The organism is Roseivirga pacifica (assembly GCF_900111145.1).
GTDB lineage: Bacteria > Bacteroidota > Bacteroidia > Cytophagales > Cyclobacteriaceae > Roseivirga > Roseivirga pacifica.
The window spans coordinates 1,272,668-1,297,277 of the sequence record NZ_FOIR01000002.1 but is presented as its reverse complement, the minus strand read 5'-3'; the positions used below and the strand labels follow the sequence as shown (position 1 = coordinate 1,297,277).

At 42.4% G+C, this 24,610-nt stretch carries 28 protein-coding genes; 13 read left to right on the top strand and 15 right to left on the bottom strand.

The annotated features are described in order from the left end of the window. Positions 1-8 precede the first annotated feature (8 nt). Positions 9-1,247 carry an S-adenosylmethionine:tRNA ribosyltransferase-isomerase gene (locus BMW98_RS14410; protein WP_338060838.1) on the bottom strand — a complete coding sequence of 413 codons (1,239 nt, stop codon included), beginning with the start codon at positions 1,245-1,247 and terminating at the stop codon, positions 9-11. 246 nt (positions 1,248-1,493) lie between these two features. Between BMW98_RS14410 and BMW98_RS14405 the strand changes: the two genes are divergently transcribed. Continuing rightward, positions 1,494-1,823, top strand: coding sequence for a hypothetical protein (locus BMW98_RS14405; protein ID WP_139177583.1), 330 nt, complete (start codon positions 1,494-1,496; stop codon positions 1,821-1,823). A 75-nt stretch (positions 1,824-1,898) separates the two neighbouring features. Here the strand turns inward: BMW98_RS14405 and BMW98_RS14400 are convergent, their stop codons facing one another. The 9 genes from BMW98_RS14400 to ddlA form a co-directional block, all read right to left on the bottom strand. After that, on the bottom strand, positions 1,899-2,792 hold the full coding sequence (locus BMW98_RS14400; RefSeq protein ID WP_090259287.1) for a 5-oxoprolinase subunit C family protein: 894 nt from the start codon (positions 2,790-2,792) through the stop codon (positions 1,899-1,901). After that, a complete protein-coding gene (pxpB, locus tag BMW98_RS14395; protein ID WP_090259286.1) occupies positions 2,785-3,495 on the bottom strand; it encodes a 5-oxoprolinase subunit PxpB in 711 nt (236 codons plus the stop codon). The genes BMW98_RS14400 and pxpB overlap by 8 nt, the downstream gene beginning before the upstream one ends. Then, positions 3,492-4,238: a 5-oxoprolinase subunit PxpA gene (locus BMW98_RS14390; RefSeq protein ID WP_090259285.1), complete on the bottom strand. Its 747-nt coding sequence runs from the start codon at positions 4,236-4,238 to the stop codon at positions 3,492-3,494. The genes pxpB and BMW98_RS14390 overlap by 4 nt, the downstream gene beginning before the upstream one ends. A 69-nt stretch (positions 4,239-4,307) precedes the next feature. After that, entirely contained in the window at positions 4,308-5,114 is an 807-nt protein-coding gene (locus BMW98_RS14385) for a hypothetical protein (protein WP_090259476.1), read from the bottom strand. Between the two features lie 4 nt (positions 5,115-5,118). Continuing rightward, positions 5,119-5,538, bottom strand: a complete 420-nt coding sequence (locus BMW98_RS14380) for a hypothetical protein (RefSeq protein WP_121505250.1) — start codon at positions 5,536-5,538, stop codon at positions 5,119-5,121. 64 nt (positions 5,539-5,602) lie between these two features. After that, positions 5,603-6,589 carry an NAD-dependent epimerase/dehydratase family protein gene (locus BMW98_RS14375; RefSeq protein WP_090259283.1) on the bottom strand — a complete coding sequence of 329 codons (987 nt, stop codon included), beginning with the start codon at positions 6,587-6,589 and terminating at the stop codon, positions 5,603-5,605. Positions 6,590-6,619: 30 nt separating this feature from the next. Next, positions 6,620-6,985 carry a hypothetical protein gene (locus BMW98_RS14370; protein ID WP_090259282.1) on the bottom strand — a complete coding sequence of 122 codons (366 nt, stop codon included), beginning with the start codon at positions 6,983-6,985 and terminating at the stop codon, positions 6,620-6,622. Positions 6,986-7,106: 121 nt separating this feature from the next. Then, positions 7,107-7,652 (bottom strand): GNAT family N-acetyltransferase, encoded by a 546-nt coding sequence (locus tag BMW98_RS14365; protein WP_090259281.1) that lies wholly within the window; start codon positions 7,650-7,652, stop codon positions 7,107-7,109. Further along, positions 7,652-8,722: a D-alanine--D-alanine ligase gene (gene ddlA / locus BMW98_RS14360; RefSeq protein ID WP_090259280.1), complete on the bottom strand. Its 1,071-nt coding sequence runs from the start codon at positions 8,720-8,722 to the stop codon at positions 7,652-7,654. Before ddlA ends, BMW98_RS14365 begins: the two co-directional genes overlap by 1 nt. A gap of 78 nt (positions 8,723-8,800) precedes the next feature. Between ddlA and BMW98_RS14355 the strand changes: the two genes are divergently transcribed. From BMW98_RS14355 to BMW98_RS14345, 3 genes are read left to right on the top strand one after another with little or no spacing between them, the layout of a single operon-like run. After that, the gene (locus tag BMW98_RS14355) at positions 8,801-9,463 is read left to right on the top strand and encodes a 2OG-Fe(II) oxygenase (RefSeq protein ID WP_090259279.1); all 663 of its coding nucleotides are present in this window, start codon (positions 8,801-8,803) and stop codon (positions 9,461-9,463) included. A gap of 28 nt (positions 9,464-9,491) precedes the next feature. After that, complete coding sequence (locus tag BMW98_RS14350; RefSeq protein WP_090259278.1) at positions 9,492-10,790, top strand: Nramp family divalent metal transporter; 1,299 nt, start codon at positions 9,492-9,494, stop codon at positions 10,788-10,790. Between the two features lie 50 nt (positions 10,791-10,840). Continuing rightward, entirely contained in the window at positions 10,841-11,755 is a 915-nt protein-coding gene (locus BMW98_RS14345) for an endonuclease/exonuclease/phosphatase family protein (RefSeq protein WP_090259277.1), read from the top strand. Between the two features lie 77 nt (positions 11,756-11,832). On the opposite strand, the gene BMW98_RS14340 is transcribed toward BMW98_RS14345, so the two are convergent. Further along, entirely contained in the window at positions 11,833-12,690 is an 858-nt protein-coding gene (locus BMW98_RS14340; RefSeq protein WP_090259276.1) for a M28 family metallopeptidase, read from the bottom strand. A 623-nt stretch (positions 12,691-13,313) separates the two neighbouring features. Between BMW98_RS14340 and BMW98_RS14335 the strand changes: the two genes are divergently transcribed. The 9 genes from BMW98_RS14335 to aroF all read left to right on the top strand — a co-directional run bounded on the left by BMW98_RS14335 (position 13,314) and on the right by aroF (position 21,944). Further along, the gene (locus BMW98_RS14335) at positions 13,314-14,720 is read left to right on the top strand and encodes an anthranilate synthase component I family protein (protein ID WP_090259275.1); all 1,407 of its coding nucleotides are present in this window, start codon (positions 13,314-13,316) and stop codon (positions 14,718-14,720) included. Between the two features lie 84 nt (positions 14,721-14,804). Then, a complete protein-coding gene (locus BMW98_RS14330) occupies positions 14,805-15,380 on the top strand; it encodes an anthranilate synthase component II (RefSeq protein ID WP_090259274.1) in 576 nt (191 codons plus the stop codon). Between the two features lie 243 nt (positions 15,381-15,623). Beyond that, positions 15,624-16,610, top strand: a complete 987-nt coding sequence (gene trpD, locus BMW98_RS14325; protein WP_090259273.1) for an anthranilate phosphoribosyltransferase — start codon at positions 15,624-15,626, stop codon at positions 16,608-16,610. A gap of 40 nt (positions 16,611-16,650) precedes the next feature. Further along, positions 16,651-17,457, top strand: coding sequence for an indole-3-glycerol phosphate synthase TrpC (gene trpC, locus BMW98_RS14320; RefSeq protein ID WP_090259272.1), 807 nt, complete (start codon positions 16,651-16,653; stop codon positions 17,455-17,457). A gap of 43 nt (positions 17,458-17,500) precedes the next feature. Then, a complete protein-coding gene (locus BMW98_RS14315) occupies positions 17,501-18,124 on the top strand; it encodes a phosphoribosylanthranilate isomerase (RefSeq protein ID WP_090259271.1) in 624 nt (207 codons plus the stop codon). 81 nt (positions 18,125-18,205) lie between these two features. Continuing rightward, positions 18,206-19,387 (top strand): tryptophan synthase subunit beta, encoded by a 1,182-nt coding sequence (trpB, locus tag BMW98_RS14310; protein ID WP_090259270.1) that lies wholly within the window; start codon positions 18,206-18,208, stop codon positions 19,385-19,387. A 177-nt stretch (positions 19,388-19,564) separates the two neighbouring features. Next, positions 19,565-20,338, top strand: coding sequence for a tryptophan synthase subunit alpha (trpA, locus tag BMW98_RS14305; protein ID WP_090259269.1), 774 nt, complete (start codon positions 19,565-19,567; stop codon positions 20,336-20,338). Further along, positions 20,322-20,876 carry a hypothetical protein gene (locus BMW98_RS14300; protein WP_090259267.1) on the top strand — a complete coding sequence of 185 codons (555 nt, stop codon included), beginning with the start codon at positions 20,322-20,324 and terminating at the stop codon, positions 20,874-20,876. The genes trpA and BMW98_RS14300 overlap by 17 nt, the downstream gene beginning before the upstream one ends. Before the next feature lie 54 nt (positions 20,877-20,930). Next, positions 20,931-21,944 (top strand): 3-deoxy-7-phosphoheptulonate synthase, encoded by a 1,014-nt coding sequence (aroF, locus tag BMW98_RS14295; protein WP_090259266.1) that lies wholly within the window; start codon positions 20,931-20,933, stop codon positions 21,942-21,944. A 68-nt stretch (positions 21,945-22,012) separates the two neighbouring features. Here the strand turns inward: aroF and BMW98_RS14290 are convergent, their stop codons facing one another. The 4 genes from BMW98_RS14290 to BMW98_RS14275 all read right to left on the bottom strand — a co-directional run bounded on the left by BMW98_RS14290 (position 22,013) and on the right by BMW98_RS14275 (position 24,550). Further along, a complete protein-coding gene (locus BMW98_RS14290) occupies positions 22,013-22,957 on the bottom strand; it encodes a hypothetical protein (protein ID WP_090259265.1) in 945 nt (314 codons plus the stop codon). 79 nt (positions 22,958-23,036) lie between these two features. Then, positions 23,037-23,582 carry an acyl-CoA thioesterase gene (locus BMW98_RS14285; RefSeq protein ID WP_090259264.1) on the bottom strand — a complete coding sequence of 182 codons (546 nt, stop codon included), beginning with the start codon at positions 23,580-23,582 and terminating at the stop codon, positions 23,037-23,039. Between the two features lie 155 nt (positions 23,583-23,737). Further along, complete coding sequence (gloA2, locus tag BMW98_RS14280; protein ID WP_090259263.1) at positions 23,738-24,124, bottom strand: SMU1112c/YaeR family gloxylase I-like metalloprotein; 387 nt, start codon at positions 24,122-24,124, stop codon at positions 23,738-23,740. Positions 24,125-24,190: 66 nt separating this feature from the next. Then, positions 24,191-24,550, bottom strand: a complete 360-nt coding sequence (locus BMW98_RS14275; RefSeq protein WP_090259262.1) for a DUF4180 domain-containing protein — start codon at positions 24,548-24,550, stop codon at positions 24,191-24,193. Between the last annotated feature and the right edge of the window lie 60 nt (positions 24,551-24,610).

Genomic DNA, 24,610 nt, shown 5'->3' with positions numbered 1-24,610 from the left:
TTGGTTAATTAAGGGAGCAAGAGAGACGAATCTCCATAGCTCAAAAAGCGATAATTATTTTCCAACGCATGATTGTACACTTTTTTCCAGTTTCCTTTCAAAAAGGCACTCACCAAAAGTAGTAAGGTGCTTCCCGGTTGGTGAAAGTTGGTTATCAGTCCGTTACAAACTCTAAATTGATATCCCGGCATAATAAATATTTCAGTTTTCCCTATCAACTGACTTATATCGCCTTTGTTCATCCAATTTAAAATGGCCTGGAAAGATTCTTTTCTAGCAGGTAAATTTTCGCTGTTGTTGTAAATCTCCAGTTTTTGAATGTCGAAAGATTCGTTGCCGTTCAGTAAACGCACACCAAACCAGTACAAGCTTTCCAAAGTACGCATAGAGGTAGTGCCGACAGGAATAACGAATTCACTATTGATCACATCTTCAATGGCTTGTTTTTCAACCGCCATTTGCTCCGAATGCATGGGGTGGTCTTTAGGGTTTTTAACCTTTATGGGCTGAAAGGTACCAGCGCTTACATGCAGGGTTAAAAAACTCTCTTTTACTCCGTTGTTGGCGAGCTCTTCTAATACCTTATCAGTAAAGTGGAGGCCAGCTGTTGGGGCAGCTACTGCTCCTTCTTTTTCAGAATAAACAGTTTGGTAGCGCTCTTTATCTGCATCAATAGCCTCTCGGTTCAGGTAGGGTGGAAGTGGTACCTTTCCGGCTAGCTCAACAATCTCGGCAAATGAGTAATTGGTATTGTCCCAAGTAAAGGATATGCACATTTCGCTTCGGTTTTCAATCGAGGCAGTAAGCGTAATGTCAACTGTGCCATCATTAAGGCTTAGCTTTAATGTTTGCCCATCTTTCCACTTTTTAAAGTTGCCCACCATACACTCCCAAGTAACGGCATCCGTAGCCTCCATTACTTGGCTTATTACTTCAGAAGGTTGAAGTGGTTTTAGTAGAAAAATTTCGATAAGTGCGCCTGTGTCTTTGTGAAAGAAAAGTCGGGCAGGAATAACCTTGGTATTGTTGAAAAACAGTGTGGTGTTTGCCGGAAGCTCACTCCCTATCTTACTGAAAGTACTGTCTTTGATCTCACCATCTCTATAAACCAACAGCTGACTGCTGTCTCGTTGGTCCAGCGGGTGTTTGGCTATTCGCTCTTCGGGTAGGTCGTAAACCAAAAGCGATAAATTATCGGGTGCATTTTCCTGATTCAAGGGCAAGATTTTTCCTTTAATACGATGCAAAAAAAGTGATTTGAACGCCTACGAACAAACCTGTAAAAGGATACAGTGTGACGAAAGTGTTCACTCTAATGCACGAAAGCGTACACTTTTGTTTTGGTATGGCGGATTGTTTGTTTGTAACTGTTTGATAGATAGGTTCTTATTGTTTTTGGCATACGGATTGGCTATTAATTGGCAGGTCAAAAACAACGGTCAAATTTTAGGTCAAATTTCCGCCATATGGCGGAACTCAAAATATCAAACAACATGAAACTCATTACAAAAAAGAACATCTCATTCAGCCTTGCAGTAGTTATGGCAGGGCTGATTATCACTTCAGCAACTGCAGCTCCTAAAACTGAGGAGCATGTAAGTCTTGCCAACCCGGCACTCAACGAATTTGTAGCAGATTATATGGCATCATTTGACGATGCTGAGTTTGAAATGCCAGCACAAGTTAAGCTATACAATGCGCAAGACGAATTGGTGTTTGACGGTTCCGCAGAAGAAATGGATTCGGAGCAACAAACATTGCTAAGACAAGCAAAACTTTTGACTACCATGGGTAGCGCAAAGTATTACAAGATATTTCACTAGTTAGTAGTTTTAGTTTAAGGTTGATTAAGGTGATTTCGTACGGAGGTCACCTTATCACATTTATAGGGGGCTGGCCTAATTAATATCTTCTAACGAAACCAGCATAAACCTGAGCTCGTCTCCGGGTTTCATCTGCCCTACTAAATCTAGGTCTTCAGTAACTACATTGGTTATCCGCGGGTAGCCACCTGTTGTTTGGGCATCGGCAGTAAGTATTATTGGTTTGCCCGAGCCTGTAATTTGCACAGTGCCTGGTATTACACCAGAAGATATCTCTTCGCCTTTTGCTTTGTACTGCGCTAGGGTTTCATTCAGCCGGTAACCCATCCTGTTCGAGTCGCTCGAAATACTAAAGGTTTTTTCAAAAAACTCCTGAATTACCTCCAACTCAAACTGTTCGAAGTCAGGGCCTGTAACCACACGTAAAATTGTGCAGCTAGTGTAAATGGGCCTTTTTGCCTCATCAATTATTCGTTTTTCAATTGGCTTGTGCGGATGAAAAGTTAGTGTGTCACCATCGGAGAAATGGCTCACCATGCCAGTGTGCTTTACGTAGTCTGATGGTGCACTATGGCTGCCCAGCCAAGCTGGTTCCGTGGTTTTTCCGCCAGCAGCCAGAAAAATTCTGCAGCCTGCACTTGTTCCTTTTAACTTAATGGTATCCCCAGTTTTTACTTCAATTGTTTCAAAAAGTGGGAGCGGAGATTTATTCAATTTGCCAGCAAATTGAGCTCCTGCGAAGGCGATTTGGCCATTGCCTTCAATTTCAATTTCCGGCCCTAACAAAGTAATTTCTATGACAGGTGTGTCGTCTGAATTCCCTACCAAATAATTGGCCATTTGCATAGACTCTTTGTCCATGGCGCCACTTATTGGAATACCAATGTCTTGCTGTCCAAAACGCCCAAAGTCTTGAATGCTGGTAAAGAAGCCAGCCTTTTTAAAATGCAGCCTTAGTTCTTCAGCCATTGCTTATTTCTGGTTCAAAAATTTCTGTTTCAATTTTCAGCTGAATGATCTTGTACTCATCTTCTGAAATCGCTCTGAACTTTACCTTGTCGCCAGCTTCAAGAAAGTTCGGTTTTTCTTTTTCAGGGTCGAACATTTTCATTGGCGTGGTGCCAATAATTTGCCAGCCTCCAGGGGCTTCGGCAGGGTAAATGCCTGTTTGTAAGCCAGCTAAACCCACTGCACCTTGGTGCACTTTTAATCTTGGTGTTTCTTTTCTAGGGCTTTTTAAAGCCTCGGGTAGGGTGCCCATGTATGCAAAACCTGCCACAAATCCCAGCATATAAACGTGGTATTCGTGGCTAGTGTGTAGTTGAACAATCTCTTGTTTTGAACAACCTGTTAGGCCAGTAACTTCACTCATATCTGGCGCATAAGTGTCATCGTAACAGACCGGGATAGTAACTTTTCTACCCGAGTTTGTGGTGATTTCATCGAGTTGGTCAAAGGTTGCTTTTACCAATTTTTCAAGACCGTTATAGTTCAGGTAGGTACTGTTGAAGCCCAAGGTGAGCGATTGGTAAGCAGGAATAGAAAATGTTATTCCTGCGTGGTCTTTTAAGGCCTTGTGTAGCGCAATAACTTGCTGACTAATTGCTGGGTCAATGCGTTTTTCAAAGCTGACCAGTAAAGCGCTGTCGCCATATGGTTGCAGCTTCATCATGAATTGTCCTTAATTTGCTCTTTTAGGCTTTTGGCAATTGCCAATGCTGCTGGGTTATCTCCGTGAATACAAAAGCTGTCGGCTACTAGGGAAACTTTGTCACCGGCCAGTGTTTGTGTAAAAAGTGCGTTGGCGATTGATAAAACCTGTTCACAAGCATCTTTCGGGTTGGTAATGAGTGCTTCTGGTAGACTTCTTGATCTTAGTTTTCCGTCTATTTCGTACCTGCGATCTGCAAAGGCTTCAGCGATAAAGGTACTGCCTGCTTCTTCTACAAGGGTTTTCATATGGCTACCTGCCAAACCCATAATTGAAAGGGACGAATCTATTGATCTAATAGCTTGGATAACAACCTGAGCATCGGCTTTGTTTTGTGCTATGTGATTGTAAAGGGCTCCGTGCGGCTTTACATAAGCCAGTTTTCCGCCATTGGCTTCAACCAAGCCCTTAAGTGCAGCTACCTGATACTTAATAAATGATGCTAATTCTTCGGGTTTCATGGCGATTACCCTGCGGCCGAAACCTTGTAGGTCGGGGTAGCCCGGGTGAGCACCAATTCTTACATTGTGTTCTAAGGCAAGGCAAATGGTGCGTTCAATGTGCACAGGGTCGCCACCGTGCATGCCGCAGGCAATATTGGCTGAATTAATGTAAGGCATTAGGGCGGTATCGTTACCAATATGGTAGTTACCATAGCTTTCGCCCATATCGCAGTTAATGTCGATGGATTTAGTTAGTCCCATTCGGACTAAGTTAGTAAAAGGAATGAAGTTATTTGCCCGTTTGGGGAGCTGACTTGATAATCTAATTAATCAATTGTCTATCCAACTATAGTGCTTGCTATTGTTCCAGCCATAAAGAGCAATGCTTACTCCTGAGTTCTTTTCGATGTTTGCTGATGTAAATGTTGCAAGCACATCTGATAGATCGTTAAATACTTCAGTACTGGTGTACTTAAAGTATTTCGATGGGTGGTTGACCCAATGGCCATCAGAAGACTCAGGGTAAGGTATTCTGCCTTCTCCTTCAAAATTGAACTCCTGTAAATTGGGGTTTGCTTTTAGAATATTCAGAAAATCATTGTAGATGTGTTGATTATCAGTGTTTGTACCACAAACAAAGGCAAATGAATTTTCAGGTAGCCTGAAGGTATTCGAATAGAGGGATTGGGTAAAGGAGTCTTTAAGTGCTTTGATGGAAACTTTCTCTTCGCTTATTTTTACATCATATTGATCAATTCGGTTTCCATTAATAAATGTTAGTTTTTCAACACTTTCAGGAAGGTCGATTTGTGCTCTTGCAGGGCCTAGGGCAGTTAGGCAAAGTGTCGATTTTGAAATTTTTTCCAGCCTTATGATTAACTCATTGCCCAAGGTGAATTGAGTAGTAGCAATACCGAAGTTGTAGCAAGGAAATATTTCGGCAGTTTCGAGTTTTAGCCTTAAAACTGGGGTTTGAGTTTCGTTGGAGTCATAGTTTTCGACTGGCATGAATAGAATTTCTTCATCAACAGATGTGTTTGACTTGTATTTCGAGTATTCAAGCTCATCAAATGGAGTGTCTTCGGTATCACAGGCATAAAACAGACAAATGAGCAGTGATAAAAGCAACTTTTTCATTGGCTTAATTCCCTCCATAAAACGGACCGTCAATTCCTACAATATGGCAGCAGTCGTGGCCAACCACAAAGTCTTGCTCTATTACAACTTCATTATTCGCGGAGCCAACAAACCGAAGGGTAGAGCCACTCTTTTTAACCTCCTCCAACTGGCTATCAGTTGCTACTATGTAGGCTGCTAATCGGTCGTGGGTATCGTTGTTGGTGAAGTTGTAGATGTTATCGTTGTCCAGATTTTTCACATAATAGCTATCGAGTAAAACGGCTTGTCCATCTTTGGTTGGCTGAAAAAGCAGAGACCGGTATTCTTCAGTACAACCAATGTTCGTTGGGCATTCGTCAGGGTAAACGCAGCAGTCTTCTTCTTCGCAAGCCATAATTGTGAGTGTCAAAACGGTTGCGAAAAGTATTTTGAGTTTGTTCATGTCTTTGGGCTTTGTAATGAGTTAGACACAATTGGGCCAGCCTTTGGTTGGAATGAGCAGCGGCTTAAACATAGCCCACTTTTTTAAACCAGTTGTAGGTAAGGTTTATGGTGTCTTGCAAGTCCAGCTCCGGTTCATAGCCCAGTTCTTTTTTTGCTTTTACCATGTTTAAATGCTGCCCTTGCGAAAGCACCGTTATAGCCGTATCGCTAAGGGTTGGGAGTTCGCCTCGAAAGAGTGCATAGCGGGTTTCCTGAAATTTAGAGATGATTTTTGCTAGCCTAAGCGGCATTGTTTTTTCCAACAACGGAATTTCAGCTTTTTGGCAAATCAACTCCACCAATGTTTTAATGTCGGTATTGTGTCCGCCAATAATGTAGCGTTCTCCAGCTGTACCTTTTTCCAATGCGTACAACAGCCCTCTGCCAGCATCTCGTCCAAAAACCACGTTTCTTTCTCCATGAATGTAAGCAGGCAGTTTTTGGTTGGCCACAGCGGTGATTAGCCGGCCAGTGGACGGACCGAAATCGTATTCGCCAAAGGTCATGGTAGGAATGCCAACAACAATAGGAATGCCATCTTTTCCTGCCTCGCGCGCCATTTCATCCATAAGGTATTTTACATGCAAATAGGCCGAGTTGAGTTCTGGTACTTTGGTATAGATGTCGCCTTCGTTGGCTTGTCGGTCAGTTCTTTTTGGTATGGCTATACTGCCTCCGACATAAAGCGCCTTAGCAATTTTGTTTTCCGAGAGGGCATCTAAAAAAAACTTCATTTGAAGCCGTGCAGTTTTTACCTCCTGGGCCAATGGTTTTGGAATAGTGGGGTAGTAGGCCGCGGCATTTACTACAGCATCAAGGCCTGCAAAAGCCCGAATTAAGCTGCCGCGATCATTGAGGTCGGCAATGCGGCTTTCATAAGTAAGGTCTGCTATTTTAGATTGGTCGGTGTTGGCTCGGTGAATAAGCACCAGCTCGTGCTGGTGCAATAAAGCCTGAATAGCAATGTGGTGGCCTAAAAGTCCTGAGCCACCAAGTATGCCGATTTTCATATGTTGAAGATACAGGTTTTTTCGAACCCGTTAATCGTCATCTTCGTCATCATCATCTCCGTAAGGATCGCTGTCATCGTCCTCATCATCATCCAAGTCGTCCCCGTGCTTCTCTTCATACTCTTCTCTAATGGAGGATTTTAGCGTTCCATCATCATCGTAGTCGTCATCGTCCTCAATGATTTGTTGTGCTTCAGCAATCGTCATTCTTACCAAATAATACTTGTCTTCTGCCTCAAACGGAAGTGCAGAAACAAGCTTGCCTTCTTTGTTGGTAAATCGAATTAGGTTGTCCTCAAATCCATCAGGATACTCGAGTTTAATTTGTTCTTGAATCGCTTTTTCAAGCTTTTCAAAATCTTTAATAACACGCGGTTTTGAAGAAGGTGTACTCATTTCATTCAATTAAAGCGGAAATATCTTCGAATTCTTGATAAAGTCAATCTATCGAAATGAATTTAATATGAATTTTTTAAAGATGGAATTACTAATTGGTTGATTATCAATTATTAAAAGACTAGTAGCCTTTGCCCAAAAGATCGATTTTACCTTTTGGCCAACTGATTTCTTTTGGGAAAATCATTATGTAATCATCCCAGAAGGGGTTTGCTTCGGGCTTTTCTTGGTTCAAAGAGTTCACAATCTGATTGTTAATTAACCTACAGTTTAACTTTTTATAAAACTGTGGTACGCCTGTTTGAAATAGGCAAGTATCAATTTCTCCTTCGGGAAGTCGGTTAAAAGCTTGCGTAACTACGAGTGCGCCCAAACCTCGGCCTCGCTGGGCGGTGTCCACACATACTGCACCTAGCCCAAGTATGGTTCGCTCGCCTTTGCTTGTTGTAATTTTTCGAGGGAAAGACTCGGCATACCCAATCACTTTATCTTCTTCAATAATAAAGTGACAAACCTTATTGGGAGTTCTACTCTTAAACGCATTAAGCATCTCTGCCTCGGTTGCTTTTTCTGCGTAGGCTTCTGGCCAAGTAGCACGAATTAGGTACTCGGCTTTGAGCATGAGTGCCTCGGGAATAACTGAGTGCTGAAGGTTTTGGACTTCCATTAAGAAACTTGCTTGGCAAAAAAGTTTAGTGCTTGATCCCTTTTGTGTTTGTCTGTTGCCAACTCAATCAGAATATCTAGCAACTCTGCATAAGTAATGCCGGTCGCCTCCCACATTTTAGGGTACATGCTAATATTGGTAAAGCCCGGCAATGTGTTGATCTCATTGATCATCAATTCACCATCTTCGGTAAGGAAGAAGTCCACTCTTGCCAATCCTTCACAACCCAATGTTTGGAAGGCTTTTACGGCCGTATCGCGAATGCCTTGAACTTGGCCTTCTGTAATTTCTGCCGGAATTACGGTGCTTGACGCGTTTGAGTCTACATACTTAGATTCGAAGTCGTAAAAGTCGGAAGTCATTACGATTTCGCCCGGCAGCGATGCCTTTGGCGATTCGTTGCCCAAAACAGCGCATTCTATTTCCCTGCCTTTAATCGATTTTTCAATCAATACTTTGTGGTCAAGTTTTAAGCCTTCTGCCAAGTATTTATTGTAGTCGGCTTCGGTGCTCACTTTGTACACCCCAACGGATGACCCCAGATTAGCGGGTTTTAAAAACATAGGGATGCCAAGGGTGTTTTGTGCTTCGTCAAAACTTGGTTTGTGCTGAGGGGTAGCCATTAAATAAGGGGCTATGTTAATACCCGCATCGCGTAGCAAGCGCTTGGTAATGTCTTTGTCCATGCATGCCGCAGAAGCCAGTACATCGCAACCTACAAAGGCCAAGTTGAGCATTCGGAAGTAACCTTGTATGGTGCCGTCTTCTCCAAAAGCTCCGTGAAGCACCGGAAATACTAGGTCTAAGGTTTGAATGCTTTGGCCAGTCTGCGAATTAATGGCGTGTACTTCAGCACCTCTATTGGTAAGGGTGATGGCCGGAGCATTTTCCGTTGCATCAATGTCTAATTCGGGTAGTAAATACCAGGTGCCATCAATGGCAATTTTGATAAGCGAAAGGTTATATTTCTCTTTATCAATGTGTTTAAGAATGCTTTTGGTGGAAAGTTTGGAGATTTCATGTTCTGTAGATTTACCTCCAAAAATGATGGCCACGTTTTGTTTCGACATGTGCTTTGAATTAATATTTGAAGAACGATAAAGGGCGATAAATTTCATATAGTCTTGGTGATTTTATTCAACTTTTTGATGAATTTTGCCGCCCTATTCTTTGATTTATTGAGCGCTCGTTATTCGGAGGAGCAGTGGATTGACTGGGTTGATCGACTGGCTGCTGAAGATTATGTGGTGATAGATGATTTTATTGCCCAAGATGAACTTCAGCAATTGCGTGGTTTTCTTCATGAAAGAAATGAAGAAAATGAATTTGAAAAAGCCGGAATTGGTTCGGTTTTTCAGCATACCATTGATAAGGAAATCCGTGGTGACTTTATCTATTGGCTGGCCAAAGCCCGCGATACTTCTATTGATTTTGCATTTGCTTACGCAGAGGAGTTAATGGGGTATTTGAACCGCTACTGCTTTTTGAGTTTGAGCGACTATGAATTCCATTTGGCGCATTACCCAAAAGGTACTTTTTACCAAAAGCATATCGATCAGTTTAAAGGGAGGGGTAACCGCATAATTTCATTCGTACTTTATTTGAACGTTGGCTGGCAGCCGGGCGATGGGGGCGAGATCCGCATTTTTAAAGAAGATTCCACTTTTGATGTTGAGCCAATAGGCGCCAGGCTGGTGCTTTTTAAGAGCATGGATGTACCGCATGAGGTACTGAAAACCAACGTGAGCCGCTACAGTCTTACCGGATGGTTGCTAAACAAGCCTAGCCAGTTAGGTTATTTGTTGGGGTAGCATTTATTCGGAATTATTATCTTCCGAAATGAAGTCCAAACTACTCAACTACTTATTCTGGCTGGTAATAGCTGCCGCATTCATTGGACCCGGTACGGTAACCACTGCAGCCTCGGCCGGTGCCGGATATCAATATCAGTTGCTTTGGGCCATGGTATTTAGCATTGTGGCTTGCATGCTCTTACAAGAAGCAGCAGCCAGAATTACCGTAATGAGCGGCAACAGTTTGGGTGAAGCAATAAAACATCGGTTTACTGCTAAAGGCTACGTTTGGTTGATTGGTATAGCCATTTTTTTAGGCTGTATTGCTTATGAAGCTGGTAATATTCTAGGTGCTATTTCTGGTTTGGCTTTGCTCAATTTTGATATTCCGCAGTGGGTTTTTACCACAGTAATAGTTGTTTGCTCTTTGGTGTTGCTTTATGCGGGCAAAACTAAGTTGGTGCCGAACATTTTGGGTGCTTTGGTAGCGGTAATGGGTATCGGGCTATTCTATGCCGCTTTTAGCGTTGAACTTGATGTATCGGCAATGGCAAAGGGTTTTGTAACACCAAGAATTCCCGAGGGAGGAACTTTGATTGTACTTGGGTTGATTGGAACCACCATAGTGCCTTACAATATATTTTTAGGCTCTGGCTTGGCACAGGGTAAGGATTTGAAAACGGTGCGTTCGGGGTTAATACCATCCATAATGATTGGCGGCCTAATTTCCATTGCTGTGATATTGGTAGGTGCGGCTTTGGCTGAAGACTTCAGCTTTGAAGCATTATATAATATGCTCGTTCAAAATCACGGCAAGTCAATGGGCTTTCTGTTTGCCTTTGGCTTATTCGGGGCTGGCTTTACTTCTACCATTACGGCTGCGTTGGCGGGGGCAATCACCATTCGCAGCATTCACCCCAAAGGAGCGGTGTGGAGCGATACATCTAAACAATTTAGGTTGCTTTGGTTTTCGGTTGTATTGGTTGGTTTTGCTTTCGGGGTTTCAGGCATTAAGCCTATACCGGTAATTGTCGCGGCCCAGGCAGCCAACGGATTTATTCTTCCCTTACTAACACTTTCTATATGGGTTGTGGTTAACAATCGCGACTTGGTAAAAGCAGAAACAAACGGACTACTGCTCAATTTGGGTATGGCATTTACGCTTTTTGTAACTTCTATTTTGGGTTTGCTCAATATGTTTAAGGCTGGTTATTTTGTTGTTGGAGGAACATTTAGTTTTTCGGGCGTAAACCAGTGGATTATTCTTATTGTGGCACTTTTGATTAGTCTATTGGGACTACGTTTGGTGCTGAAAGAACGAAAGTTAACATTCACGTCATTTTAATTTCAAAGGCTTTTGTTGCTCTGAGTGTCAAATCAACCGTACTTTTGGGGATGCAAAAGAAATACTGGCTATTTACATTAGTTTTTCTTCTCGCAACAGCTTGTGGAGGAGGTAGTGACGATCCTAACCCGACACCCGATCCAGACCCGGATCCGGAACCGGTAGAGAACCCTTATGAAGACTGTTTGGTCGAAGTTTCCGACAATACAATTGAGTTGGTGACTTGGAACATTGAGAACTTTCCGCAATTGGGAAGCACAGTTGAAAGGGTAGAAGAGATAATTGAATCTTATGATGCAGATGTTATTGCTGTACAGGAAATAAAGTCTTTAGATGATTTTGCAGATTTGATTGAAGCCCTTGATGGTTGGTCTGGTCATGTAGAGCATGTAAGTGGAAGCTCGCAAAGACTGGGTTACCTATATAAAGAGAGTGAAATTACCGTGGTAACCGCTCCAATGAACCTTTTTGAGGAAAGCACTGAGGAATATGACGATGCTTTTACTTCTGTAAGAAGACCTTTGTATATGCGAGTAGAGCACACAAGCGGTACTGTGTTGGACCTAATTACGGTTCATCTAAAGTGTTGCAATGGCTCTGAAGATAGAAGAAGAAGTGCTTCTGAACTTATTAAAGCATACATAGACGATAACCTAAGTACTGATAATGTTGTGGTGCTTGGCGATTTTAATGATGAAATTGTTGATCAAACAGACAATGTTTTCCAGAACTTTATTGATGATGCGGATAATTTCAAGTTCGCTACAATGCCCTTGGCACAGGGGCCTTCAAGTGAATGGTCCTACCCAAGTTGGCCAAGCCAAATCGATCAGATTTTGATCAGCAATGAGCTTTTCGATAACGAAATTTATACTACGACCATTAAGCCAGGTGGCTGTTCAGTTGATTATTCTGATGCGGTGTCTGATCACCGTCCGGTAATCATTAGCCTAAGTGCTAACTAAGAAATTGTAAATGGATTAAAAAAAGCCCTTAAGTGTCACTTAAGGGCTTTTTTGCCTTTGTAGGCAAGTGTAGACGTTTACTTCATCAAGTCCTCAAAAACCTGCTGAACATAATCAGTAATGGTAGTAAGGTATTCAAAGTTTACTGTTTCAAAAGTGTCGGTTGGCTTGTGGTAATGCGGTGTGGTATCACCGTTTTTATATTCCTCTGTAATGCCTGTAGCGGCAAAACCGAGCCTTCTGAATGAACGGTGGTCTGTAGATGTAACATCCGACATTTGAATAGGGAAGTCATAATTGAATTGCTTAGCCACTTTTAAATAGTGGTTCTTAATTTCCTCAGTTGGCATTTCTAGTTCAATGCCTTTGTCCCCGTCATTGTCCCAAGCCAATTGATCGATGGTGTGTACAGAAACCACATCGAGTTTTTCGTCTACTAGTTTTTGAGCATAAGCTTTGCTGCCAATCAGTCCGCGTTCTTCTTCATCAAAAAACACGATTTTCATGTTGTATTTTCTATTTGGTAGGGAAGCAATGTGCTTTGCAACTGAGTAAGCCAGAGCGACACCAGAGGCGTTATCATTTGCGCCAGGGCAGTTTTCAACGCTATCGTAATGTGCGCCAAGTACTATCCATTTGTCGGTTTTGCTCGTTGCCATAATGGTGCCTACTACATTGTTGCCGGTTTCGCTATAGTTTTCAATTTCAGCTTTATCGCAGAATGGAGCGAGCTGTTCTTTTAGGTAGCTGGCTGCTATTTTCCTCGACTCCTGAGTAAATCGGTCTTTCAATTTTGTGCTTCCTTCAATCGCCTCGTGACCGGTAAGTTTTGCCAATATGGCTACTTGGTCAGGCTTGGCGCCTTCTTGAAAAGCAAATGCTGCAAGCGATAAAAATGACAAGCAGAGTGTGAAAAGTGACTTTTTGAGTTTCATAAAAGTAGGTTCTTGATCGTTGAATTTGAGTCTTCGAGTTTAAAGATCATTTGGCGTATTTCCTCATAAAAACGGTCGAATGGTATTGAGATGAAGTGTTTGAGTATTGAAGCGAGTAAAACAACTGATTGCAGGAATACTCATCATCGTTTGCAACTAGGATGTATGATCGATTTACAATCGGAATACGACTCCTTTGGTGTCTCCACCAAAGAATAAAGACTCAGAGTAAATCGGTGAGGACACCGATTTTGGCAAGAGGTGATATTAAGCGGTTTATACTTTCTCACATTGGTTAAATCATTAAAGTGGTATTTGTCAGGTGTATTTCCCATTTAAATCAAAAAGTTAATTTTCCGTTTGCTTTCAAAAATTCCTTTTCTACATTTGAGCCAACAATGAGAAACAGTACAGTACATAACGCATGGTGGTGGCACGTAACGAATTCCGTTCACGTGGACTAGTGCTTTGTACCTATATAATATTTAAAAGCCCGCAGTTCATGCGGGCTTTTTTCGTTTTAGGGCTTTTTAAAAATGCCTTTTAAATCCTGAAAAGGGACTTTTGGAAAAGAAGAATGACCGACTCGGCAAATAAGGATTGAGTCAAAGCGACAAAAGGAAATGAACAAGATTAAACTAAATACCGATTACCAAAAGCTGCTAGCAGACACGGTTACACCTGTGAGCATTTATCTAAAGCTGCGCGACAGGTACGAAAAACCAATTCTGCTGGAAAGCTCAGACTACCATGGCAGCGACAACAGCTTCTCGTACATCTGCTGCGACCCGATTGCTAGCCTAGAGGTAAAGTCAGGTCATTATAAAATGACTTTGCCTAATGAGACAGAGGAAGGAACCGTAGCGAATAACGAAGCACATAAGCTGCTCAATCAATTCAGCAACCTTTTCGAAACGGACGAAAACCCTTTTAAATTCATTAATAATGGGCTTTTTGGATACATCGGTTACGATGCGGTGCAGTACTTCGAGAATATTCCGGTAGCTGATTCGAAGGAAGATCAGTACGGAATTCCTGACATGCTATACCACGTATATCGTTACGTAATTGCCATCGACCATTTCAAAAATGAGCTTTACGTTTTTGAGCATTTCCCAGAAGGTACCGAAGCGAAAGGCATTGCCCCGCTGCGCAACTTGGTGAACAATAAGAACTTTCCTTCTTACGCATTCAGCACAGAAGGAGATGAGCTTTCGAACTACAATGACGAGCAGTTCCTGGAGATTATTGATAAGGGAATGAAGCACTGCTTTAGAGGAGACGTTTTTCAGATTGTGCTCTCGCGCAGATTCCAAAAGAACTTTAAAGGAGATGAGTTTAATGTATATCGAGCGTTACGCTCCATTAACCCATCTCCTTATTTATTTTACTTCGATTTTGGTAGTTATAAGATCTTCGGATCCAGCCCAGAGGCACAGTTGGTTATTCAGGATAGAAAGGCTACGATTCACCCAATTGCAGGCACCTTTAAACGTACAGGAAACGATGCGGCCGATGCCGAACTAGCGCGTAAACTGCATGCTGATCCAAAAGAGAATTCGGAGCACGTAATGTTGGTAGACTTGGCCAGAAATGATCTGAGTCGTGCCGGCTCTAATGTGGAGGTGGAGACCTACAAAGAGGTGCAATATTATTCGCACGTGATTCACTTGGTTTCGAAAGTTACAGGTACACTTGACGATAATGTAGAGCCGACCAAAATGGTGGCCGATACATTCCCAGCAGGTACACTTAGCGGAGCACCAAAAGTACGCGCCATGCAGTTGATCAATGAGTATGAGCAAACCCGAAGAGGCTTTTACGGTGGCGCCATCGGTTTTATGGGCTTCAATGGCGACTTCAATCATGCGATTATGATTCGTTCATTCTTGAGTAAGAACGGCAGTTTGTTCTATCAAGCTGGCGCAGGTGTAGTAGCCAAGTCTAACCGTGAATCGGAACTGCAAGAAGTGAATAACAAAGTGGCTGCTTTGAGAAAGGCACTGTCAATGGCAGAGGATATAGGATAGAAGTTGAAAGAATTCAGCCAAGCGGTAATCTATTTAACTGATTTCTGATTGCCGATTAACTGATAACCAGAGCAAAGCGAAACAATGAAAATATTAGTACTAGATAATTACGATTCATTCACCTATAACTTGGTGCACTACCTTAAGGAGCTTGGGCATGCTGCGGAAATGGATGTTTACCGCAACGACCAAATTGCACTGGAAGATGTAGCCAAGTACGACAAGATATTACTGTCGCCCGGGCCAGGAATTCCGGAGGAGGCAGGTATACTGCTAGAGGTGATCAAAACCTACGGGCCTACAAAGAGTATTCTAGGTGTTTGCCTCGGGCATCAGGCGATTAGCGAAGTGTATGGCTCTAAGCTTTACAATATGCCTGAAGTCTTGCATGGTGTTTCTAGCCAGGTGAAAGTGACAGAAAAAGGAGATCGTTTGTTCAAGCATATTCCTGAAGAATACACCATTTGCCACTACCATAGTTGGAATGTTGACAAAGCAAATTTGGGAGATGACTTGTTAGTTACTGCTGTAGATGAATTCGGAGAGATCATGGCGATTAGCCACAAAGAATATGACGTAAAAGGTGTGCAGTTCCATCCAGAATCTATCATGACAGAGCATGGGCATCAATTACTTAAAAACTGGTTAATGGGTGAATAGTTAATGGTTATTCGTAACCCCGAATAACTGATAACTAAAGAAATGAAAGAAATACTTTTAAAAGCCTCACCCCAAACCCCTCTCCAAGGAGAGGGGCTTAGCCAACTGCAAGTGTGGACAAAGTCTGCAAAAATCTTGTAGCGGGTATCGTCTTCCTCCCTGGGGGAAGATAAGAGATGGGGGCTTTATGAATGAGGTGAGCTCTAATTTTAAGTTTAGCTATTAAAGCATGAAACTAAAGAAATGAAAGAAATACTAAACCAACTTATTGAATATAAAACGCTGGAAAAGGGCACTGCAAAGGAGATTCTGATCAATCTGGCGCAAGGAAAATACAACCAAAGTCAGGTAGCATCTTTCCTTACCGTGTACCTTATGCGTAGCATCACGGTAGAAGAATTGGAAGGCTTTCGCGATGCCATGCTCGACCTTTGTATTCCGGTAGAAATTCCTGAATACGATGCAATAGACCTTTGCGGAACTGGCGGTGACGGAAAGAATACCTTCAACATCTCTACGCTGTCTTCATTTATTGTGGCTGCAGCCGGACAGCATGTGGCTAAGCACGGAAACAATGGCGTTTCTTCAGTGTCGGGTTCTTCTAACCTAATGGCGCATTTCGGCTATCAATTCACCAGCGATATTGACAAAATCAAGAAGAGCCTTGATGAATGTGGGCTATGCTTTTTACACGCGCCATTATTTCACCCAGCCATGAAGAATGTAGCACCGATTCGTAGAGAATTGGGTGTGAAAACCTTCTTTAACATGCTTGGGCCGATGGTAAACCCATCATTCCCGAAGAAGCAATTGGTAGGCGTTTTTAGTTTGGAACTAGCAAGGCTTTACGGTTACCTGTACCAAAAAACAGATAAGAAATTCGTGATCCTCCATGCACTGGATGGTTACGATGAGATATCGCTGACCGGTTCATTTAAGAAAATTAGTAACGGTCAGGAAGAAATCATAAGTCCTGAACGGATTGGCCTTTCAACTATAAAGGCTGAAGAAATTTTCGGTGGACAAACTGTAGAAGAGTCGGCCAAGATTTTCGAAAACATATTGAAGGGTGAAGGAACAAAGCCACAGAATGAAGTGGTGATAGCCAATGCAGCTATGGCCATTCAGTGTGGCAAAGGCGTAAGCACCGATGATGCCATTGGCATGGCCAAAGAAGCCCTCAAAAGTGGCAAAGCATTAAAAACATTTAGAAGAATATTGGAATTATAAACGAGTCGATTGTCCATTGACTATTGACCATTGACAAAACATGGATATACTACAAAAAATCATCGCTCAAAAGGAAAAGGAAGTAGCTGACAAACAGTCGCTTTATCCTGAAAAATTGCTTGAGAAAAGCACTTATTTCGAAGGGCGAACCATTTCACTTAAGCGATACATTACACGCGAGGATAAGTCGGGTATTATTGCTGAATTCAAGCGTCAGTCGCCATCAAAGGGTGTTATCAACGCACATGCTAAGGTAGAGCGCACAACCATCGGCTACATGCAGGCTGGCGCTTCGGCACTTTCTGTACTTACCGATAAAGAGTTCTTCGGTGGTTCGAATGAAGACTTAAGTACCGCCAGAAAATTTAACTTCTGCCCAGTGCTGCGCAAAGACTTCATTATAGACGAATACCAGATCGTGGAGGCAAAGTCTATTGGTGCTGATGCCATTTTGCTTATCGCGGCTGCTTTAGAGCCAAAGCGATTGAAGGAGCTGGCTGCATTCGCCAAGTCTTTTGGTTTAGAGGTGCTAATGGAAGTGCATAACGAGGCTGAGTTGGAAAACAACCTGAATGAACATTTGGATGTAGTTGGAGTGAATAATAGAAACCTCAAAACTTTCGAAACTACAATTGAAACTTCTAAAGCATTGGTGGATAAGATTCCGAATGAATTCGTGAAGATATCGGAAAGCGGTATTAGCGATCCAGAAACCATTATCGACTTAAAAGCATGCGGTTTTCAAGGCTTTTTGATTGGCGAAACCTTTATGAAATCGAGCCGACCAGAAAGAGCAGCAGCGGAGTTTATTGAAAAGATAGAAAAACAGAAACTGGAAATCGGTTAAACAGGGCGAACTGTTTTCCGATTCTCCGATAAACTGATAACTGATGAAATTAAAGGTTTGCGGCATGAGAGATTCCCAAAACATCCGTGAGTTGCTAAAACTCCAACCGGATTATATGGGCTTTATCTTTTTTGAAAAGTCGCCACGAAATGTGGGCAACGACTTAGATGTGCAGCTTTTATTGAGTTTCCCTGAAACCACTCAAAAGGTTGGCGTTTTTGTGAATGAACCGCTCGATTCGCTAAGGGCTATTGTGCGCAAGTACAAGCTCGATTATGTACAGTTGCATGGCGATGAGTCGGTAGAGTATGTGGGAGAACTGTATGCCGATGGTATCAAAGTGATCAAGGTGTTTTCTGTGGGAAATGAAGCCTTTGATTTCAGCCAGTTGAAGCCATATAAATCCTTTGTCGACTTCTTTCTATTCGATACGAAGGGAAAAGAAAGAGGAGGAAATGGCATCACTTTCGACTGGAAAGTACTTGAGGCGTATGATCAGTCAGTTCCGTTTTTACTTAGCGGAGGAATCGATTTGGAGAACATCGAAAAACTGGATGAATTGAAGGGAATGAATCTTCATGCCATAGATGTAAACTCCAAATTTGAGTTGGAGCCAGGACTTAAGGATGTTGAACGGGTGAGAGAACTGAAAAAGGCTATAGCCTAAAAACGGGAAATCTAGTATGTCCCTCTGGAGGGACTACAGGGAGGATTTTAATAGTCGCATCACGACTTAAAGAAATAGAATATGAACGTAAAAGTTGATAAAAACGGGTATTACGGAAATTTCGGAGGTGCTTACATCCCCGAAATGCTTTACCCAAATATTGAGGAGCTTCGGGAGAATTACGAGCAAATCACCGAAGATGCTGTATTCCAAAAGCAGTTTCAACAACTGTTAAAGGACTATGTAGGCAGGCCAACGCCATTGTATCATGCTGAGCGTCTTTCCGATAAATATGGTGCGAAGATTTACCTGAAGCGCGAAGACCTATGCCACACAGGTGCGCATAAAGTGAACAACACCATCGGGCAGATCTTACTAGCCCAGCGTTTGGGTAAAAAGAAAATTATAGCCGAAACCGGAGCGGGCCAACATGGTGTAGCAACCGCCACGGTTTGTGCTTTAATGGGCGTGGAGTGCATCGTTTATATGGGCGAAATCGACATGGCACGCCAAAAGCCAAATGTGGAACGCATGCGCATTTTAGGTGCTGAGGTGCGTCCGGCCAAGTCGGGTAGCAAAACTTTGAAAGATGCTACCAACGAAGCTATGCGTCACTGGATCAACAACCCGAGCGATACGCATTACATCATCGGTTCGGTGGTGGGACCGCATCCTTATCCAGAAATGGTTGCTCGTTTTCAGTCGGTTATCAGTGCCGAGATAAGAAAGCAATTGTTAGAAAAGGAAGGCACTGAACTGCCAGATTATGTGATTGCCTGTGTGGGCGGTGGAAGCAACGCAGCGGGAGCTTTCTATAACTTTTATGAGGATAACGATGTGAATCTGGTTGCGGTTGAAGCAGCAGGTTTGGGTAACGACTCTGGCGAGTCAGCAGCGACTACGGTTTTAGGAAAGCCTGGCGTACTACACGGTAGCAAAACTCTTTTGATGCAAACTGAAGACGGTCAGGTGGTAGAGCCATATTCTATTTCTGCCGGGCTCGATTATCCTGGGATTGGCCCTGTGCATGCACATTTGTTCGAGTCGGGACGGGCGCAGTTCCATAGCGTAACCGATGAAGAAGCCATGGTGGCAGGTGTAGAGTTGAGCCGATTGGAAGGCATTATTCCAGCTATTGAGTCGGCACACGCTTTTGCGGCACTAGAGAAAATGGAGTTTAAGCCAAGCGATGTTGTGGTGGTGAACCTTTCTGGTCGTGGCGACAAAGACTTGGAGACGTACATTAAATGGGGGAAATACTAAAAAGTATTGGGTATCGAGTACTGAGTATTGAGACACTTAGGTGAATTTATTCGGTTTTGTGAACACCATTAACTCCTTCTCCTTTTGGAGAAGGCAGGCCTGCCTGACGGAAGGCAGGGATGAGGCCCATGAAAGTCATTCACAAAACGAATGACCGATTAAAGAAGAAATACGATAATGAACAGAATAGAAAAACTTTTTGAAACCAAGCCCGAGCGCGTACTGAATGTGTATTTTACGGCTGGTTATCCAAAGCTAGACGACACACTCGGTATTATGCAGTCGCTGGAAAAATCTGGCGCTGACCTGATCGAGGTGGGAATTCCGTTTTCCGACCCTGTGGCTGATGGACCGACCATTCAGGAAAGCAATGGCGTAGCACTAGCCAATGGCATGACGGTGAAGTTGCTCTTTGAGCAATTGGCTGAATTGCGCCAGACGGTAAACATTCCTGTGGTGCTAATGGGCTACATCAACCCAATAGTTCAATACGGTGTGGAAGCATTTTGCAAAAGGTGCCAAGAGGTTGGCGTAGATGGACTCATTTTGCCCGACCTACCAATGTTCGAGTACATGGAAGTATATAAGCCGGTATTCGATGCACATGGTTTGTTGAACATCTTTTTGATTACGCCACAGACTTCAGAAGCACGAATTCGAGAGATTGATAATAACTCCAAAGGCTTTATTTACATGGTTTCTTCAGCAAGCACAACCGGTGCTAAAACGGGCATCAGTACCGATCAGGAGGCCTACTTTGCCAGAGTAAAAGCCATGAGTTTGAAGAATCCAACCTTGATTGGTTTTGGAATTTCGAACAAAGAAACTTTCGACAAAGCCTGCGCAAACGCCAATGGTGCCATTATCGGCTCGGCTTTTATCAAAGCCATTGCTCAGGAAGGGGATTTGGATAAAAATATAAATGAGTTTGTAAATGGGGTTATTGGTTAATCGCTTTCTGTTGATGTTGCCTTTAGCATTGCTCATTTTAGGCTCATGCTCGAATTCCCACTATATTGATTATGGTGAGTTTCAGATCAATGTGCCTAGTGACTGGAAGGCTTTATCAATGCAGGGTATTGATAGTGATGTAGGGGGACTTATTACGTCTGAGGGGGATACTTTAGTATATGACTTAGGTTGGTATACCTTTGATCCCGAGGAGGAAGACGTTGAGTTTCAATACAACCTTGTGTATATGGAGGGTCTGAAGGCTGATCAAGAAGCGGATATAGATTCCTTATTCGAAAGAAGAATCAACATAAAGCATACTTATGAAACTGTAGATATTGACTGCTTTAAAGCCAAATTAGTGACTCCAATAGATAGTCTTGGACTTTTTACCGGGGTGTATATTGACAGTATTAACGTTTCTGACAACGGTGTGACAAAGTTCGGTTTTTATGGAACTGAATTAAGTAAGAGGACTAAGGAAGAATTCATAACAGCTATCAGAAGTATTTCTTTTAGAAACTTATGTGATAGATAATCTCTTCACAACGATCCATTAAACGATTAACGAACAACGAATAACTATAATAAAGTGATAATACAATTCGAAAAAGAAATAGCAAGCAGCCAAAAAGAAGCGATCATTAATCGCGTGAAAGGGCTTAAGTATAAGCCAACTGAGGTGAAGACGCAGAAGGGCGATTACCTGATTGGTATTGGTAAAAAGGACTTTGATATCAGAGCTATCGGCTACATGGATGGCATCAAAGACATCCATATTGTGTCGGACGATTACAAATTAGTATCGCGTAAGTGGAAGGTGAATCCTACCTACATCGATTTAGGTGATGGCATCAAGATCCAAGAAGGTGGTTTTCAGATCATGGCGGGGCCATGTTCTATCGAAGGTGAAGACCAGATAAGAAAGACTTTGGCGCACCTGAAAGAGAACGGTATTTCAATTATGCGTGGAGGTGTTTACAAGCCGAGAAGTTCACCTTATTCTTTCCGTGGTATGGGCATCGATGGGCTTAAACTGTGGTACGAACTGGCCAAAGAAGCTGGTATTAAGATCATCACCGAGGTGATGCAAGTATCGCAAATCGAAGAAATGGATCCATATGTAGATATCTATCAGGTGGGGGCGCGTAATACCCAAAACTTCAACTTGCTCGATGAATTGGGTAAAAATACTGACAAACCAGTGATGATCAAACGCGGTATTTCAGGTACGATCGATGAGCTATTGTATTCTGCTGAATATGTGTTTAGCGCAGGTAACGAAAGGCTTTTGCTTTGTGAGCGTGGTATTCGTACTTACGAAAAGGCTACGCGAAATACCATGGATCTGAATGCCATTGCCGTGTTAAAGGAGAAAACACACTTGCCGGTAATTGCCGATCCATCGCACGGTATCGGAATCCGTCACCATGTGGCGCCAATCGCTTTGGCCAGTATTATGGCTGGTGCCGATGGCGTGATTTACGAAACGCATGAAAAGCCGGAAGAAGCTTATTCTGATGGTCAGCAAACGTTGAATTTTCCAGAATCGAATAAGCTGATTCATCAAATGAATAAGACTTTCGAGCTAAGAGAGAGTTTTTAGAGACTAATACTTTTGAACCGTCATTCCTACCCAAGGAGTGACGGTGCTTTAGTCACCTCTTTTCCCTTCTAATCCTTAACCCTTATTTCTGTCGCTTCAGGAAGGTAGTATTCCAATGCTTCCTCTGGCGTAATTACTCGAATGTGTGGTTCTCCAAAAATGTAAGCGTCAATTTCTAAAAGAATCGGAGAGTCTTTACGGGCGAAGAACTCCAAATAACCTTTTACGCGCTTACCTTTTATATCCAAATAATAGCTCCAAGTATCAGGGAGACTGACATGGAGGTACTCTTTCTTGCCAATATCAGGTAGCCTTTGTTTTCCTATTTTTAGTTTAAGATCAACAGGGTCATCCTCGTTTCTGAAGTTTCTAAAAATATAAATATCAACAGAGTCGGTTTGGTTATTAATTTCACTGAAGTCATACCTCTTTTCTGGCGTAGAGTTGTATAATTTCACCATATCTATAATTGGATACCTGGAGTTGTTCGGGATTTCTGAAAGTATATCTGGCCAATCAGTAAACAGTACCTGGCGTTCATAATCAATGACTTCTTCATTGTAAATGCGAACGCTTGCCTCATGACCATATACCAGGTAGAAGTTGTCTTCATCCAAGTCAAAGATCTGATGGAGCTGTTCTTCTCCATCATTTGGGCTCGAACCGGTAGTAAGTGGGAAATGAGCATAAAGTTTAGCTTTGCCATCCACAAGTTTTAGCATAAAGTGTCTCTTCGGTAAGCTAGACATAATAAGCAGGTTGAATCCGCTATAATTAATAGGTTCGAAGGTGTAACCCTGGATATTATAGCCCTTGATGTCATCTGAGGTGTATTTATATTCGTTACTCTCTTGGTCATAAAAAGTGATCTTCTTCGATAGTGAAGCCCAATCTTCATTTAAAATCTCGCCATAAATGGTGTCCGAAGCTAATGTGATGATGTAGTCGCTGTTCTCTTGGGCATATAGTTTAGTGCATGCACAAACTGCAAGGATGAGTAATAGTTTTTTCATGTGTAAAAATAGGGGAGTTGCTAAACGGCCTGTTTAGAATTGAGTCGACTGAAATTAGTCAATTATTCTTTATTGCAGTTTAGTTTTCACGAACAATCTTAGCATTATGCTGCGCAATAATTTCAAGATGCTCGCTGGCAACAAACTCCTCAGGTGTAAAGCTTGCACCTCGTTCTCGGGCGTGCTCTTGCCTGGTAATACTGCGAGCATAGCGTCTTATACTGTCATCGTCCAATAGAATTAGGCCAGGGACAGGCACGTTTTTACCGTCATCGCCTTTGGCTACCATGGTAAAATACGATGAGTTACAATGCTTGATTTTTCCGGTCTGAATGTTTTCTGATTCTACACGAACGCCAACTACCATTGAGGTTCTTCCGGTGTAGTTAATAGAAGCCTTTAGGGTAACCAACTCACCAACTTCAATCGGGTTTAAGAAGTCCACTCGGTTTACAGAGGCCGTTACACAGTAGTTCTCTGAATGCTTAGACGCACAGGCAAATGCCACTTGGTCCATTAGGTTGAGGATAAAGCCACCGTGAATTTTTCCACTAAAATTAGAGTGCGATGGAAGCATTAACTGTGTAAGTGTGATTTGCGATTGAGCTACTGTTTTGAAAGACATGAGGTGATATGATATTTAGTGTTGTAATTTAATAAGTAATGGGTGAAGAAGAGGTAAAGTGACCAAAGGTTAATTGCGATATACTTTTGCTGTGATGCTCCAAAACTTTATTCCCCTCCTGATTCAGGAGGGGTTAGGGGTGGTTTTACCAAAGTCTATATCTCGTAAAGCTCCAACGGCAAATCATCAGGGTCGCTAAAGAAGGTGAAGCGCTTGCCAGTAAACTCATCCACTCTGATAGGCTCTAGTGCTACACCTTTTGAAGACAGTTCTTCTATGGCGTTTTCAATGTTTTTAACCTCAAAGGCCAGGTGTCTAAGGCCTTGTGCCTCAGGTCTTGATGGCCGTTTGGGCGGGTCAGGAAAAGAAAATAGTTCGATCACATACTCACCATTGAGTGCCAGGTCAAGCTTGTAAGAGTCGCGTTCCTTCCTGTATACTTCACGAATCACTTCCAAGCCTAGTATTTCGGTATAGAAATGCTTTGATATGGCATAGTCGCTACAAATAATGGCGATATGATGGACTTTTTTGAGTTGCATTTTCTTTGAATTTTGGTTGGCTAAATTATCATGCTAGTCTTTATTTTTTCTAATTCCCCTCCTGTTTTAGGAGTGGGGCGGGGTGGTAACCTCACTCAAACTACTCACAAAATTCACCAAGTTTCCTCGATTACTTTCTCTTATAAAGTCCTGTAAGCTTTTGCTTTCTACTTGTTCAAAATCACCAATAATGATAACACGCATGCGGAAGTTGGAAGCCTTTTGTAGTAGCTCACCTGCCATTTTTGTTTTCAGGTCGAAGAAGGTAGGTGTAACATTTTGCTGATGAAAAATCACGCCATCAAATCCTTGGTAATAGAGGTTTGCCAAAAGGTCAGTACCATCTTCGATAGTGTTGATGACTAGTTCGTCAGACAAGACCTCAACGAAGGTGCTATTGTTGATTTTGTGGGTGATCGTTTGCATGCAATTGTTTTGAAGCTTAAATATAAGAAGTGCTTAACAAAACTAAGTTTGAGTCTTTCA

Bases quoted from the DNA above. Each gene is read 5' to 3' on its own strand.
- trpA (WP_090259269.1), top strand. From the start codon at position 19,565: ATGAACAGAATAGAAAAACTTTTTGAAACCAAGCCCGAGCGCGTACTG.
- BMW98_RS14285 (WP_090259264.1), bottom strand. From the start codon at position 23,582: ATGTCTTTCAAAACAGTAGCTCAATCGCAAATCACACTTACACAGTTA.
- trpC (WP_090259272.1), top strand. From the start codon at position 16,651: ATGGATATACTACAAAAAATCATCGCTCAAAAGGAAAAGGAAGTAGCT.
- BMW98_RS14385 (WP_090259476.1), bottom strand. From the start codon at position 5,114: ATGAAAAAGTTGCTTTTATCACTGCTCATTTGTCTGTTTTATGCCTGT.
- BMW98_RS14340 (WP_090259276.1), bottom strand. From the start codon at position 12,690: ATGAAACTCAAAAAGTCACTTTTCACACTCTGCTTGTCATTTTTATCG.
- BMW98_RS14345 (WP_090259277.1), top strand. From the start codon at position 10,841: ATGCAAAAGAAATACTGGCTATTTACATTAGTTTTTCTTCTCGCAACA.
- ddlA (WP_090259280.1), bottom strand. From the start codon at position 8,722: ATGTCGAAACAAAACGTGGCCATCATTTTTGGAGGTAAATCTACAGAA.
- BMW98_RS14300 (WP_090259267.1), top strand. From the start codon at position 20,322: ATGGGGTTATTGGTTAATCGCTTTCTGTTGATGTTGCCTTTAGCATTG.
- BMW98_RS14400 (WP_090259287.1), bottom strand. From the start codon at position 2,792: ATGGCTGAAGAACTAAGGCTGCATTTTAAAAAGGCTGGCTTCTTTACC.
- BMW98_RS14365 (WP_090259281.1), bottom strand. From the start codon at position 7,652: ATGGAAGTCCAAAACCTTCAGCACTCAGTTATTCCCGAGGCACTCATG.
- BMW98_RS14380 (WP_121505250.1), bottom strand. From the start codon at position 5,538: ATGAACAAACTCAAAATACTTTTCGCAACCGTTTTGACACTCACAATT.
- trpB (WP_090259270.1), top strand. From the start codon at position 18,206: ATGAACGTAAAAGTTGATAAAAACGGGTATTACGGAAATTTCGGAGGT.
- BMW98_RS14405 (WP_139177583.1), top strand. From the start codon at position 1,494: ATGAAACTCATTACAAAAAAGAACATCTCATTCAGCCTTGCAGTAGTT.
- BMW98_RS14390 (WP_090259285.1), bottom strand. From the start codon at position 4,238: ATGGGACTAACTAAATCCATCGACATTAACTGCGATATGGGCGAAAGC.
- trpD (WP_090259273.1), top strand. From the start codon at position 15,624: ATGAAAGAAATACTAAACCAACTTATTGAATATAAAACGCTGGAAAAG.
- BMW98_RS14290 (WP_090259265.1), bottom strand. From the start codon at position 22,957: ATGAAAAAACTATTACTCATCCTTGCAGTTTGTGCATGCACTAAACTA.
- BMW98_RS14335 (WP_090259275.1), top strand. From the start codon at position 13,314: ATGAACAAGATTAAACTAAATACCGATTACCAAAAGCTGCTAGCAGAC.
- BMW98_RS14330 (WP_090259274.1), top strand. From the start codon at position 14,805: ATGAAAATATTAGTACTAGATAATTACGATTCATTCACCTATAACTTG.
- pxpB (WP_090259286.1), bottom strand. From the start codon at position 3,495: ATGATGAAGCTGCAACCATATGGCGACAGCGCTTTACTGGTCAGCTTT.
- BMW98_RS14275 (WP_090259262.1), bottom strand. From the start codon at position 24,550: ATGCAAACGATCACCCACAAAATCAACAATAGCACCTTCGTTGAGGTC.
- BMW98_RS14315 (WP_090259271.1), top strand. From the start codon at position 17,501: ATGAAATTAAAGGTTTGCGGCATGAGAGATTCCCAAAACATCCGTGAG.
- BMW98_RS14350 (WP_090259278.1), top strand. From the start codon at position 9,492: ATGAAGTCCAAACTACTCAACTACTTATTCTGGCTGGTAATAGCTGCC.
- BMW98_RS14370 (WP_090259282.1), bottom strand. From the start codon at position 6,985: ATGAGTACACCTTCTTCAAAACCGCGTGTTATTAAAGATTTTGAAAAG.
- BMW98_RS14355 (WP_090259279.1), top strand. From the start codon at position 8,801: ATGAATTTTGCCGCCCTATTCTTTGATTTATTGAGCGCTCGTTATTCG.
- BMW98_RS14375 (WP_090259283.1), bottom strand. From the start codon at position 6,589: ATGAAAATCGGCATACTTGGTGGCTCAGGACTTTTAGGCCACCACATT.
- gloA2 (WP_090259263.1), bottom strand. From the start codon at position 24,124: ATGCAACTCAAAAAAGTCCATCATATCGCCATTATTTGTAGCGACTAT.